This window comes from Limnohabitans sp. B9-3 (assembly GCF_002778325.1).
In the GTDB taxonomy this organism is placed as follows: Bacteria; Pseudomonadota; Gammaproteobacteria; order Burkholderiales; family Burkholderiaceae_C; genus Limnohabitans; species Limnohabitans kasalickyi.
The window spans coordinates 19,260-32,757 of record NZ_NESI01000012.1 but is presented as its reverse complement, the minus strand read 5'-3'; the positions used below and the strand labels follow the sequence as shown (position 1 = coordinate 32,757).

Genomic DNA, 13,498 nt, shown 5'->3' with positions numbered 1-13,498 from the left:
GTCACGCACCTCAATCTAAGAGGCCCTTTTTACGCAACCGCTCCACGCGCACTTTTTCTTGCGCAAACGTTTGCACGACGTAGCTTCGGTAGTCTTCTTGGTTGCGGTAATACATCAGCTGGTTGAGCTGTTGCATGGCGCGCTGACTCGCCGGTGATTCAAGTCCGCGCTTGAAAGCATCATGAAGAATTCGTAGGCGCGCAGGGTCGGTGCCGCTGGGCGCACCCACACCATAAGGTGAACTCATCCACACATCGATGCCGCCTTCTTTCAAGGTTGGGACAGTGGGGTAACGCTTGACGCGGTTTTCGGTCAACAGCGCCAAGTAGCGAAGTTTCCCATCGTCAATGTAGGCGGTGGCGATGCCCGACAAAGGCGCTGCGTCCAGGTGTCCGCCCAGCAAGGCATTGACGATTTCAGAGTCACCCTTGTAGGGAATCATGTTGAGCTGCACACTACTCGCGTCAGCGGCCTCTTCCATCACAATCCTTGGCGCACCAATAATGCCGTTGACGCCAACGTTGATTTTGTTAGGCCTGAGTGCGGCATCCGCCACAAACTCTTGCCATGTTTTCCAAGGTGCATCTGCACGCACGGCCACGCCCTGCGTGTAATCGGACATCAAAAGAATGTACGCAAAATCCTTCAACGGGTCGTACTTCACTTTGGTCAAGTGAGGCTCTCGGTACAGGGTGGACGTGAGCAACGCCAGTGTGTAGCCGTCAGCCGGTGCGCGAAGCAATGTCAATGCGCCATTTGTTCCGCTGGCACCGGGCTTGTTTTCGACAACGATGGTTTGCCCGAGCGCCTTGCTCGCCTCTTCCACCACAGCGCGGGTGTGAATATCGGCCGGACCGCCTGCTGCAAATGGCACGATCAAGGTGATGGCTCGCGTAGGAAATGGTTGCGCTTGTGCCCCTGCTAAAAACGGCACGCACAGACAAACCCATAAAAATAATTTCTTCATGATGGAATGAGGGGTCATATCGGTTCGATTCAAGCCAACACAACTTCTTGCTCAAACCGCGGCATCACCTCTTGCTCGAAAAGCGTCAAGGAGCGCAAAGACTCCCCATAACTGAGGTCGCCAAATGCAAAGCGGGTCAGCACATAGTTGACGCCTGAAATGTCAATCTCGCGCTGAAGCCCGTGCGTGACTTGTTCGGGTGTCCCAACGAGAACAATGCCCGCTTTCACCGCCGCGGAAAAATCTTCCGGAATCGGATAACTCTTCATCGGATTGCCATTCGCCCGCCACAGGTGCTGAAGGCTGTTGTACCAACAGTTGAAGCCATGCTCACCTGTTTCATACGCTTCTTTGTAAGTGTCGGCAATGACGATGTGGCGTCCTAGCCCCATGAAAGGCAGGGTGTCATTTTCATCACCAAACTTGTCGGCCCTCACCTCACGGTATTTGTCCGTGATGGCTTTGACAGGCAACGATGGCCCGTTGCAAACAATGTTCACACTGTTTTCAGCGGCCCAAGGGACCGCGGCGGGGGCAGACATGCCGTACCAGATAGGGGGGTGCGGTTTTTGGATGCACGTCAACTCCACGGGTACATCTTTGAAGCTGAAATGCTCACCTTCAAAATTGATCAGTTGCGAAGTCAAACCCATCATGACGACGTCGTAGGACTCGATGTACAGCTTTCCTGAGTTCTTCGCGTCGACGCCGAAATAACCCATTTCATAGGGCGAGCTGCCACGACCAATGCCCAACTCCAAACGACCGCCGCTCATCTGATCGAGCATGCACACCTCTTCAATGATGCGCAGAGGGTGCGTCAGGCTTAAGGTGTAGACGAGTGGGCCAAAACGCAAACGTTTCGTACGTTGTGCCAGTGCCGCCAAAAACACGCTGGGTGAAGAGGCCAGCCCAAGCGGTGTGCCATGGTGCTCGGCGATGTGATAAGCGTGAAAGCCCGCGCGATCGTAAATCTCGGCCAACTTGAATCGGTTTTCGTAATGGTCCGTGATGGACACGGATCCACGGTCCAAATGGTCAAAAACACCGAATTTCATAGGACATCTTCTTTCAAATTAGCTTTTACTGTTGCTGACTTTGCAAGGGATCAATGCCATCGATCAACACAAAAGCAATGCGGCACATGCCTGAGGAGCGATTGACCCACGCGTGATTGGTACCCTGCTGAATCATGATGTCTCCAGCTTTCATATGGACTTCGGAGTCGTCAAGCAACATGTCAATTTCTCCAGACATGACAAACACGTAGTCCAAACTTTTGGTTCGGTGCATGAACGCGTGGCGTGCCGGCTGTCCATTCGTGGCACTGTCGCTGACGCCCATCACCTTCAAGATGTCCGCTTGGCTCACCGACTCAGCGGCCTTCGTGACGGGAGGAAACTCCACCACCCGAAGCACCGAGCCCATGGCGGGTGGCGGTACGCCCATGGTTCTGTCAGCCCGGTCAGCTCGTAAATCCATTCGGGCGGGTGTTTCATCCGTCACCCACACCAGCGTGCTGATGAAGCCTGTGCCTTCTCTTATTTTTTGATTGGGCGCGGGTCCATCCATCTCGACAATGGCTTTGCCAGAGGCGTCATGGCCTGTGACGATGCGGCGAATACTGTGTGGCATAGTTTTCTTTCTGGCGTCATCCAAAGTTTCAATCCACGGCTGCGCCTGACGCCGCAATCACAGGGGTCCAGCGCTTGTATTCTTTTTTCACAAACTCACTGGTCATGGCAGGCGTCATGGGCTCAGAAGGCTCCATGGCTGCTTTGTTCAACAAGGTGGTGTAAGCCGGCGTGGCTTGAAAACGCCTGATTTTTTCAGCCAACAGGTCAACCACTGAACTGGGCATATTGGGAGGACCCGCAAATGCAATCCAACCCGACCAATCGAAGCCGGGCACCGTATCTGCAATCGTCGGCACACTCGGTATCAAGACCGTACGCTTGGCCATCGATGTTCCCACCGTGAAGAGCTTTTCTGTCTTCAGATGAGGAATGGCCAAGGTCCCATCCAGGAACGCCATTTGCACTTTGCCTGACAGCAAATCCATCATCGAGCTGTTGCTGCCTTTGTAGGGGATATGAACGATGTCTAAGTTCAAATCTTTCTTGAGCAACTCCATAAAAATATGCTGCGGTGATCCGCTTCCCGACGACCCGTAGCTGTACTTTCCTGGATTTTTCCGAATCAGCTCAATCCACTCTTTCATGTTTCGGGCTGGGAATGAGGGCGTGACCACTAAGAAAAAGTTGGTCAATCCGAGCCGGGCAATCATCGACACATCTTTGAAGGGGTCAAACCCAGGTGCGGCCATCAACTGAGGACCCAAGCTGAGTGTGGTGACGGTTGGAAATAAAAGGGTGTAGCCATCTGCCGGTGCAGCGGCCACCAGTTTGGCCGCCAGCAACGTGCTCGCACCTGCACGGTTATCCACGACGAACGGCTGATTGAACTCCGCCTGCAATTCTTCGCCAATGGCACGCCCCAACACATCGACGGTCGATCCCGCGGTGAAGGGAACGACCAATTTAACGGAACGATTGGGGTAATTTTTGACGTCTTGCGCCACACCATGGCATGCCCAAAAGCTCAAAGCAAGAAGCAACGCATGTTTCACATTGAAGAATTTCATACAGCCCTTTAATTACTCATAGAATAATAAATTACATCAGGTGAAATTCATCTTAGGTCAACTTTGAACGGTCGTCATTCGGGTTTTCACTCAAACCAATTGGCAAGGATTTCGATGGAACGTGAACAAAAAGGGGTTGATGCCGCTGAAACGGTCGGCGCCATCTTGCAAGGCATGCTGCAGGTACAACGCCCGACTCGCCTCAAAGAGCTGGAAATGGCGACAGGCATCAACGCGGCCAAACTGCACAGGTATTTGGTCAGCATGACGAAGTCTGGGCTGATCTCCAAGCAGCAAATGGGCAGTCGCTATGACTTGGGTTTGTTGACGTATCGCTTGGGCCAAGCCGCCACGCATGGTCAAGAACTGCTCAATTTTCTTGAGCCCTATTTTGAAAATTTTGTGGGGAAATTAACCAATCCTGATCTAGGGCAAGCCGTTGGCATAGGGCAATGGGTTGGCAACGGTCCGACCATTGTGAAATGGTTCGAGAGCAACTCGCCTCTGTCTATTCGCATGAAGCCCGGGGTTCACCTCAGCATCACAACTTCGGCGACGGCCATGCTGCTCGCCGCCCATCGGCCACGCGCCATGACAGAGCCTTTGGTCCGACTTGAACTTGAAGAAAAAAATAGGTGCACACCCAGTGAGATCAACCGTGTGTATAAAAACTTTGAAGCCATTCAGCGAAATGGAATTGCAAGTTCCCTAGGCGCTCGACGTGCGGGTCTCAACGCTTTGTCGGTCCCTCTGTTTGACCAAACAGGCGAACCCATTGCCTCCATCACCACACTGGGTATGTCGCCGAGCTTTAACGCAAGCTTGGATGGTGAGGCCGCACATTTGTTGAAAAAGCTAGGCCTTGAGCTTTCTACCAAGATGGGCTACGTGTTGAAAACTTAATCAAACTTCGCGCCCCCGCAAGCACGGGGCACGTGGCTGGCACCCAACCTAAAAGGCGTGTTAGCCGGTCCCTACGAGGGCCGCCCCGCTTATGAAAGGGCGTTGAAGTATTTATAGGCAGCCGTCAAAGCCATATAACTTCCAAGACAGAATAAGCAGCCGAAAAAGTATGCCTTGAATCTTATGGGATCGATCTTGTCTCGATTGTGTTGTCCAAGAAACATGCCGGCAATGGCTGGCAGTATGGCAAACAATGACAGCTTGAAATTCGCTTCAGAGTAGGCTCCCGAAAAACCAAGGGCGAGTCCCAATGCGATGGTGGAAATCGTGAATGACAAACCAAGCGTTTGTATCAACTCATCTTTGGTCAAACCCATTGAGCTGAAATATGGCACTGCGGGTATGACAAAAACGCCTGTAGCGCCTGTCAAAACGCCTGTAGTCAAGCCGACGAGTGGCGATGTTAATTTTTCATAGCGCAGCGAGACTTTGAATTTCGGATGAAAAAGTGCAACGATTGCATAAATAGCGAGTACCGTACCAAGCGTGATATTTGGCCAGTGGTTATTTGTTGCTGTTAAAAACTGGATGCCAAGACTTGTACCCACGCACAAGGAAAACATCATCAGTCCAAATCTTCTCAAAATCACAAGCCGGGATGGACCGCTCATGAACTGCCAAATGTTAGTCACCAAAGAAGGAATGACCAATAATGCAGCTGCTTGCACGGGCTCAATGAGTATTCCAAGCAAGCCCATTGCGACGGTAGGCAAGCCCATCCCTACCACCCCCTTGATATAGCCGGCCAGCAAAAATACAAGTGCTATTAATAAGATTTCATTCATCTAATACCGGCCAATTCCATCAGGTTTTCAGACTCTATGCCTACTTGTCTCTCATGACCGAGCCTAGACGCTTCATCAAGGAGTTTTTTAAATTGACCAGTTTGCTTGGAAAGCGCCACAAAATCTTGTTCACGTTTGTAATCTAATGATTGAGCATCACCAATTTCAATCAGCTTAAAAGTAAACCGATCACCGGGCATCATCTGCGCCAACAACGGATGATCAATACTCGCGACGTAAGCAATTTTAGGATATCCGCCCGTGGTCTGCCTATCTGCCATTAATATAATGGCTTGGCCACCAACAGGAACTTGAATTGTTCCAAATAGTACCGATTCCGAGATCATTTGTCGGGGGGCTTTCAATTTAAGCTGTGGCCCCTCCAATCGGTATCCCATGCGATCAGAAACCGGGGTTACCTTGAATGATTCAGTAAGAATATTGACACGACTTTCTGTACTGAAATCTTCCCACTGCGCACTTTTTATGATTCGCAACTCTGACCTGTTTGATTTCACCAACGAAGCAGGCATGCAGTATTTGATCGCCCACAAGTCAAGCGCAAGATTTTCTAAATCAACCTCGTCAAGAAATTTTTTGAATTGAACTTCATCTCCCGGCCTCAAGGCTCTGCCATCTAAACCGCCAATAGCACTTCGTAGGTAAGTGCTCATGCTGCCCAAGACCGGTTTTAGTGCAAAACCCCCATGTATGGCGATATACGCTCTAGCACCATGACTGCGTTCGCCAAAAGAAAGTATGTCTCCAGGGCGAATCACCAAGGGGCGGTTCATAGACACAGCATAGCCGTTGACAGCTGGCGTTAAATCTGCGCCAGAGACAGCGATGCAACACGGCTTGTTGAACTTTATTTTTGGACCGATGACTGTGACCTCTAATGTCGCTTCATTGACATTATTTCCTACAAGAAGATTTGCGACCCTATGGGCGTTAACGTCCAATGCACCTGCAACAGGTATTCCCAAACTTTGGTGCTGTTGTCTTCCTAGGTCCTGAAATGTCGTCAGCATTCCTGGTTTTATTATTTCAATACTCATGGATTTACACCGAGAACGGCCTCTGAGTTTTTAATGTGTTCATACTCTTCCATACAAATGGATGTAAATTCCAAATAGTCTCCTGGCGCAAGCAGTGCAGGCGGCGTTCGATCCAGATCAAACATTTTGAGTGGTGTCGCACCTAAAATATGCCAGCCGCACGGCAACGCACTTGGATAAATTAAATTTTGACGATTAGCCACAACAACCGAGCCCGCAGGTACAGAGGTTAAAGGCATGTCACGTCGAGGAATTGCAAAAACGGGATCAAGCAATGCCACATAAGGGCAACCGGGTGCAAATCCCAGCATGTACACCATCGCTATAGATTTAGTATGATGCTCAATCACCTCTTCTGGCGATAATTTAATTCGCTCAGCGATATCCAATAAATCTGGGCCATGGACTCCGCCATAGCATATAGGTATCTGAATAGTTCTCGATTCTTGTGTCAGCTCAGTTAATCCAGCGCTCAATAAATTTTCTACCATCATTGCGAGTGTTTCAAATGCACTGTATCCCGCAGTGGGTTGAAAGGTTGGTGCGTAATGCAAAGCAACTGAAATATAAGATGGCACAATTTCAAAGACCCCGGGCAATTGTGCTCTGCGGAGCATGGCTGCAGCACTCAAGCACATACGGCCAATTTCAGGGTCTATGGCTTCACCAAAATCGACATTGATACAACGATCACCCTGCGCTCGAATTTTATAATTTATGTTTAATTTTTTATTTGATTTTTCTGAATTTAACATTTTACAACTAGCTATTTAATAGTTAATCTATTGAATTTTGTGGTTATCCTATTTTTAATTTTGATGAAATCAATGCCCTATTAGTTCTAGAACTACTGTTTTGTGATTAATCTGTTTATTGCTTTTCTTAACTACACAAAATACGCTTTAATATTTCAATAACCATATTTTCCATAGAAAAGCCTTTCCTCATATAAATGCTCGAATTGAAGATCAGCATCATCCAATCCGCCCATCAATTGGGTCGCACGGCCATCTGAGCTCAGGCACAACGTGGGCAGGTAACATCCAGATGCACTGTTATCAAGCCCCTACGAATTAAGTCTCGCCATGCTCCAGTACGAAACCGTCCCCGTCACGCCTTTCCAGCAAAACTGCTCCATCGTCTGGGACGATGAAACGATGCAAGGTGCCATCATTGACCCGGGTGGCGACTTAGAGCTGCTGGTTGGCGCGTGCAAGCAGCTGGGCGTCACGCTCGAACAAATCTGGATCACCCATGCGCACATCGACCACGCGGGCGGCACGGCCGACTTGGCCGAGCACTTGAAGTTGCCCATCGTCGGCCCGCATGTGGGCGACCAGTTTTGGATTGATGGCTTGGCACAAGCCGCCGCGAACTATGGCTTTCCGCCTTCGCGTGCTTTCACACCCACACGCTGGTTGCAAGACGGCGACACCGTCACATTAGGCAAGCACACGCTTCAAGTGCGCCACTGCCCTGGCCACACCCCCGGCCATGTGGTCTTTTACTCGCCAGAGATCCAGCGCGCGTTTGTGGGCGATGTGCTGTTTGCAGGCAGCATTGGCCGCACCGACTTCCCGCAAGGCAACCACGACGACTTGATCAGCAGCATCACTCAGCGCCTATGGCCCATGGGCGACGACACGGTGTTCATCCCTGGCCACGGCCCTGAAAGCACGTTCGGCCGTGAGCGTCGCAGCAACCCTTACGTGGGCGGGACCTGAAGCAGCAGCGGCTGCAGGCCTCGTTTCAACAACCTATTGCCCGTTTTTGCCGCGCTCGTACAGCGGCAACACCTTCGGTAAATTGGCCTGAATTTCTTGAATGCGCGAGGTGCCTGAGGGGTGGGTGCTGAGCCACTGAGGCGGCGCACCTTTGTTGGCGTCGCTCATTTTTTGCCACAGGGTCACGCCTGAACGCGGGTCATAACCCGCACGCGCGGCCAACTCCATGCCCACCAAATCGGCCTCGGTTTCGTCGTCGCGGCTGAACTTTAGATTCAACAAGCCCGCACCTTGCTTGGCCACCAAGTCAGTGAGCTGCGGGTTGACACCAAAGAAAACAGAAGCCACCGTGCTACCAATCGCCGCCAAACCGTTGGTGGCGGTGGCTTTGCCCATGCGCTCGCGGGCGTGTTCGCGCAGTGCATGAGCCACTTCATGGCCCATCACCATCGCCACCTCATCGTCCGTGAGTTTGAGCTGGTTCAAGATGCCGGTGTAGAACGCGATCTTGCCGCCAGGCATGCAAAACGCGTTGATCTGGTTGGAGCCAATCAGGTTCACTTCCCACTTCCATTCACGCGCGCGGGCATTCCATTCGTAGCTGTGCGGAATGATCTCCTTGGCAATACGGCGCAAGCGCTGCACTTGCGGATGGTCGTCGGGGCCCAGCGCGTTTTTGCTGGCCGCCTCTTTGAGCATTTGGCCGTATTGCTGACGCGCCGATTGCTCCACCTCGGCCGCGGGCACCAAACTGGCAAACGCCGACTCTTTGCCCACCTCCACGCCCTCGCGCGCCAACAAGGCACCCGAGCCGAGGCCGCAGGCGCAGCCCACACAACCATAAAGAAACGCACGTTTGGTGACCATGACATGTCCTGGCTCGAAAGCCTGAAAATAGAGACATGAACGATACAACAAGTCAGCCCGCTGACACGACTTCACCTGATAAATCCACATCACAAACGCCCAGTTGGTTGGCCGCGTTCAAGGTGTATTTGGAGCCGGCGTCTTGGCGGATGTTGTGTTTGGGGTTTTCGGCGGGTTTGCCACTTTTGTTGGTTTTAGGCACGCTGAGTTTTCGGCTGCGCGAAGCGGGCATCGACCGCAGCACGATTGGCTTTTTAAGCTGGGTGGGTTTGGCCTACGGCTTTAAATGGGTTTGGTCACCCTTGGTCGACCGCTTGCCGCTGCCGCTGCTCACACGCTGGTTGGGACGGCGTCGCAGCTGGCTTCTGTTCGCACAGGCGTTGGTGGTGGGTGGCTTGGTCGGCATGGCCTTGCTGGACCCGCAACTCGCGCTGGAGCCCGTGGTGTGGTGCGCCTTGCTGGTGGCTTTTGGCTCGGCCACACAAGACATTGCGCTCGATGCGTTTCGCATTGAATCAGCCGATGCGCAGCACCAAGCGGCGCTCGCAGCCACCTACCAAACCGGCTACCGCCTCGCCATGATTTGGGCGGGGGCAGGCGTGTTGTGGATCGCCGCCCGCGTCGCCACCGGCGCAGATGCCGACACCGCCTACCAACACGCTGCGTGGCAAGCCGCGTATTTGGTGATGGCAGCCTCCATGAGTTTGGGCGTGCTGACCGTGCTGCTGTCGCCCGAGCCCGCGCAGCAGCCCATGGCGCCTGCACGCAACACCCGTGAGTGGTTGCAAAGTGCTTTGGTCGCGCCGTTTGCCGACTTCATTGGCCGCTACCGCTGGCAAGCCGCCATCATCTTGGGGCTGATCGCCATCTACCGCATCAGCGACGTGGTGATGGGCATCATGGCCAACCCGTTTTACGTGGACATGGGTTACACCAAAGACGAAGTGGCCGCCGTGACCAAAGTGTTTGGTGTGATCATGACGTTGCTGGGCGCATTCATTGGTGGCGTGTTGTCCATGCGTTTGGGCGTCATGCGCATCTTGATGCTCGGTGCTGTGTTGAGCGCGCTGACCAACCTGTTATTCGCTTGGTTGGCCACGCGCGGTCATGATTTAACGGCCTTGGTGTGGGTCATCTCCGCCGACAACTTGGCCAGCGGCATTGCCTCGGCAGCGTTCATTGCCTATTTGTCGAGCCTGACCAACGTCAATTACTCGGCCACGCAGTACGCCCTGTTCAGCTCCATGATGCTGCTCGCGCCCAAATGGCTGGCGGGGTTTTCGGGCGTGTACGTGGACGCCCACGGCTACGCCGACTTCTTCACCCACACCGCGTGGCTGGGCGCACCGGTGTTGCTGTTGGTCTGGCTGGCGTCACGGGTGTTGCCCGTGCATGCCAAGGTTCTCCCTGCATGATGGCAACACCATGAACACACTCTTACTGATTGAAGACGACCACCGCTTAGCCCACATGGTGGGCGAATACTTGCGGCAATCGGGCTTTGAGGTGCAACACGCCGCCAATGGCTTGACCGGGCTGCGCCTGCTGCAAGAGGCCGACAGCCGTGGCGAACCCACCTCGTTGGTGCTGCTCGACTTGATGCTGCCCGACATCGACGGCTTGGACGTCTGCCGCCGCATCCGTGGCTTGCCCGGCCATTTGGCACAAACGCCGGTGCTGATGTTGACCGCCAAAGGCGATCCGATGGACCGCATCGTGGGCCTCGAAATTGGCGCAGACGACTACTTACCCAAGCCCTTCGAGCCCCGCGAGTTATTGGCCCGCATCCGTGCGGTGTTGCGCCGCCATGGACTCGGTGAGTCACCTGATGGCGGCCCCAACTCATCGCATCAGTTGCTCAAGTTTGGCGCGCTAGAACTCGACCGCGACGCCCGTCTCGTCACCGTGCACGGCAAAGCCTGCGAACTCACGTCCTACCAGTTCGATTTGTTGTGGGTATTGGCCGAGCGTGCAGGACGCGTGCTCAGCCGCGACCAAATCATGGAGGCGGTACGCGGGCGTGAACTCGAAGCCTTTGACCGCTCCATCGACGTGCACATGGGCCGCATCCGTGCGGCCATTGAAGACGACGCCAAATCGCCCAAACGCATCTTGACGGTGCGGGGTGTGGGCTATGTGTTTGCCAAACATCAAGACTAACGCCATGCCCCTTTTCACCACGCGCAGCCGTTTGCTGCACCTGCCCTTGTACGTGCGCATTTGGTTTGCCGTGGTGCTGGCAGTGGCCATGTTGACGCTGCTAGCGGGATGGATCATGCGCGTGACCGCAGAGCCGCCTTTGCGCGATGTGATGGTCCGTAACGTAGACGGTGATTTGGTCGGCCAAGGCCAAGCGCGACTGCGCCCGCCAGACGGCTTTCCCTTGGAGGCGCCGCCGCCAACGGCACCCGATATGCCGCACCCCCCAGGGCATTACGGGACAGGGCCCGAATTCATGGTGCGCATGCACAGCGGCGAATTGATGCACATCCATTTGCCGCGCCCTCCGCGCAGTTTTTGGAGCCGCCCGCCCTACGGTTTTTTCTGGACCCTTGGGCTCGTCGGCATCGCCGTGGCACTGGGCACCTACCCCATCGTGCGCCGTCTCACACGCCGCCTGGAACATTTGCAAAAAGGCGTGGAGCAATGGGGCACAGGCAATCTGTCCGCACGCGTGGCCGAAGAAGGGCATGACGAAGTGACCTACCTCGCGCAGCGCTTCAACCATGCAGCCGCAAAAGTAGAACAACTGGTGACCTCACACAAGTCGCTGCTAGCCAATGCGTCACATGAGTTGCGCTCGCCGCTGACGCGCATTCGCATGGGCCTAGAGCTGATGGGCGACACACCTTCACCCGCGATGAAAGCAGAAATCTCGCGCAGTGTGGGCGAGCTGGACCAATTGATTGACGAAATCTTGCTGGCCAGTCGCCTCGACGCCAAAGCGATGGATCTGGGCACCCTTGAACAGGTCGACCTCACTGGCTTGGCCACTGAAGAATGCGCCCGCTTCGACGCCACCTTAGATTTAGGTGAACACCCACAAAGCCAGAGCGTGCCGGGCGTGGCCAAACTGCTGCGCCGCATGCTGCGCAACCTGCTCGAAAACGCACGGCGTTACGGGACCTCAGACATTCAAGTTGGACTGGCGCGGGTGACACGCAACGGCAAGTCTTGGCTGCAATTGAACGTGGCCGACCGTGGCCCTGGCGTACCGGCAGATTTGCGCGAGCGCATTTTTGAACCGTTTTACCGTCTGCCCGGAGCCAGTGAACGCGAAGGTGGTGTGGGTTTAGGCTTGGCGCTGGTGCGCTCGATCGTGCAGCGTCATGGGGGTGAGGTGCACTGTGAAGACCGTGGCGGTGGCGGTGCCAACTTTGTGGTGATGTTGCCGATCTAAAGCACCGGCACACAACGTCAAGTTGAATCAGAGCAGTTTGTAAACCCGCTCGGCCGACACGTCTTCCAAGCACCGCGTGTGACCCAACGGACAAGTGCGTTCATAACAAGGCGCACAGGCCAACGGCGGCTGATAGTTGGGGTCCACGCGCAACCACACCACACGGGCACGGTCGTTCAAAGGCGGCGTGTGCTCAGGGCTGGACGAGCCATACACCGCGACTTGCGGCACACCGAAGGCGGCAGCCACATGCATCAAACCGGAATCGTTGCTGACCACACGTTGCGCGTTGGCAATCAAGGCAAACGCTTGCACCAAGTTGGTCTTGCCCGCCAAGTTGTGGCAATGGCCGGGCTGCTGCGCATTCGCGGTTCGGGTGATTTCTTCAGCAATGTCGTGCTCTTTGCCCGAGCCCAACACCAACACGGGACGGTCAATTTTGGTGGCTAATTCAGCAAAGTGTTTGGCCGGCCAGCGCTTGGCAGGGCCGTACTCGGCCCCCGGTGCAAACACCACATAGCTGTTGCGCGCCAACACGGGCAAGCTCGGAATACGGCTCAACTCTTCCAGCGCTTGGTCCATCAGCTGGGGGGGCATTTGGAGGATGGGCCGCAAATCGCCCGTCAGCTTCATGGGCTGCTCAGGCTGTGCATAGGTCTGGCCCACCAAACTCAGGGCGGCATACCACTCCACCATGGGGGGGCGCTCTTCGAGTTGGGGGTTGTCCAGTCGGTCGGTCAGCAAGCCAAAGCGCATTTCGCCGGTGTAGCCGATGCGCCTTGGGATGCCCGCCATCCATGGAATCAGGGCGCTTTTGAGTGAGTTGGGGCAAACATAAGCCGCCTCAAAGCGACCGCGCAGCTGGCGAGCCAGCATCCAACGGCCCTTGAGCTGCAAACCGCCGTGTTTGAACGGCATCTCAATCACCTCAGCCACGCCTGGCATGGCGCGGTAGACCGGCGCAATCCAAGGCAGCGCAGCCACGGTGAGGCGCTCTCCGCGCGCGGCCAAACGGCGCAACAACGGCTCTGTCATCACGGCATCCCCAATCCATTGGGGCGCGATGATCAGCGCGTTTTTGGCCAGTGCT

General features: G+C 54.6%; 14 protein-coding genes. 5 read left to right on the top strand and 9 right to left on the bottom strand.

Annotated elements, in window-relative coordinates:
* Positions 1 to 10: 10 nt before the first annotated feature.
* From B9Z42_RS15385 to B9Z42_RS15370, 4 genes are read right to left on the bottom strand one after another with little or no spacing between them, the layout of a single operon-like run.
* Entirely contained in the window at positions 11 to 985 is a 975-nt protein-coding gene (locus tag B9Z42_RS15385) for a tripartite tricarboxylate transporter substrate binding protein (RefSeq protein ID WP_100134300.1), read from the bottom strand.
* Between the two features lie 11 nt (positions 986 to 996).
* On the bottom strand, positions 997 to 2,025 hold the full coding sequence (locus tag B9Z42_RS15380) for an LLM class flavin-dependent oxidoreductase (protein WP_100134299.1): 1,029 nt from the start codon (positions 2,023 to 2,025) through the stop codon (positions 997 to 999).
* A 25-nt stretch (positions 2,026 to 2,050) separates the two neighbouring features.
* Complete coding sequence (locus B9Z42_RS15375) at positions 2,051 to 2,602, bottom strand: cupin domain-containing protein (RefSeq protein WP_100134298.1); 552 nt, start codon at positions 2,600 to 2,602, stop codon at positions 2,051 to 2,053.
* A gap of 28 nt (positions 2,603 to 2,630) precedes the next feature.
* Entirely contained in the window at positions 2,631 to 3,611 is a 981-nt protein-coding gene (locus B9Z42_RS15370; RefSeq protein ID WP_100134297.1) for a tripartite tricarboxylate transporter substrate binding protein, read from the bottom strand.
* Positions 3,612 to 3,725: 114 nt separating this feature from the next.
* Here B9Z42_RS15370 and B9Z42_RS15365 point away from each other — a divergent pair, with 114 nt between their 5' ends.
* On the top strand, positions 3,726 to 4,514 hold the full coding sequence (locus B9Z42_RS15365; protein WP_100134296.1) for an IclR family transcriptional regulator: 789 nt from the start codon (positions 3,726 to 3,728) through the stop codon (positions 4,512 to 4,514).
* Between the two features lie 89 nt (positions 4,515 to 4,603).
* Here the strand turns inward: B9Z42_RS15365 and B9Z42_RS15360 are convergent, their stop codons facing one another.
* From B9Z42_RS15360 to pxpB, 3 genes are read right to left on the bottom strand one after another with little or no spacing between them, the layout of a single operon-like run.
* On the bottom strand, positions 4,604 to 5,359 hold the full coding sequence (locus tag B9Z42_RS15360; RefSeq protein WP_100134295.1) for a sulfite exporter TauE/SafE family protein: 756 nt from the start codon (positions 5,357 to 5,359) through the stop codon (positions 4,604 to 4,606).
* Complete coding sequence (locus B9Z42_RS15355; RefSeq protein WP_100134294.1) at positions 5,356 to 6,417, bottom strand: biotin-dependent carboxyltransferase family protein; 1,062 nt, start codon at positions 6,415 to 6,417, stop codon at positions 5,356 to 5,358. The genes B9Z42_RS15360 and B9Z42_RS15355 overlap by 4 nt, the downstream gene beginning before the upstream one ends.
* Entirely contained in the window at positions 6,414 to 7,172 is a 759-nt protein-coding gene (gene pxpB / locus B9Z42_RS15350; protein WP_100134293.1) for a 5-oxoprolinase subunit PxpB, read from the bottom strand. Before pxpB ends, B9Z42_RS15355 begins: the two co-directional genes overlap by 4 nt.
* A gap of 330 nt (positions 7,173 to 7,502) precedes the next feature.
* Here pxpB and B9Z42_RS15345 point away from each other — a divergent pair, with 330 nt between their 5' ends.
* On the top strand, positions 7,503 to 8,141 hold the full coding sequence (locus B9Z42_RS15345) for an MBL fold metallo-hydrolase (protein ID WP_100134292.1): 639 nt from the start codon (positions 7,503 to 7,505) through the stop codon (positions 8,139 to 8,141).
* Positions 8,142 to 8,174: 33 nt separating this feature from the next.
* Here the strand turns inward: B9Z42_RS15345 and B9Z42_RS15340 are convergent, their stop codons facing one another.
* On the bottom strand, positions 8,175 to 9,008 hold the full coding sequence (locus B9Z42_RS15340) for a M48 family metallopeptidase (protein ID WP_100134291.1): 834 nt from the start codon (positions 9,006 to 9,008) through the stop codon (positions 8,175 to 8,177).
* Between the two features lie 35 nt (positions 9,009 to 9,043).
* Here B9Z42_RS15340 and B9Z42_RS15335 point away from each other — a divergent pair, with 35 nt between their 5' ends.
* The 3 genes from B9Z42_RS15335 to B9Z42_RS15325 are packed head-to-tail and all read left to right on the top strand — an operon-like array spanning position 9,044 to position 12,408.
* Positions 9,044 to 10,423 carry an MFS transporter gene (locus tag B9Z42_RS15335; RefSeq protein WP_100134290.1) on the top strand — a complete coding sequence of 460 codons (1,380 nt, stop codon included), beginning with the start codon at positions 9,044 to 9,046 and terminating at the stop codon, positions 10,421 to 10,423.
* 10 nt (positions 10,424 to 10,433) lie between these two features.
* Positions 10,434 to 11,168 (top strand): response regulator, encoded by a 735-nt coding sequence (locus tag B9Z42_RS15330; protein WP_100134289.1) that lies wholly within the window; start codon positions 10,434 to 10,436, stop codon positions 11,166 to 11,168.
* A 4-nt stretch (positions 11,169 to 11,172) separates the two neighbouring features.
* Complete coding sequence (locus tag B9Z42_RS15325) at positions 11,173 to 12,408, top strand: sensor histidine kinase KdpD (RefSeq protein ID WP_233203671.1); 1,236 nt, start codon at positions 11,173 to 11,175, stop codon at positions 12,406 to 12,408.
* A 27-nt stretch (positions 12,409 to 12,435) separates the two neighbouring features.
* Here the strand turns inward: B9Z42_RS15325 and waaF are convergent, their stop codons facing one another.
* Entirely contained in the window at positions 12,436 to 13,494 is a 1,059-nt protein-coding gene (waaF, locus tag B9Z42_RS15320; protein WP_369806888.1) for a lipopolysaccharide heptosyltransferase II, read from the bottom strand.
* Positions 13,495 to 13,498: the final 4 nt, after the last annotated feature.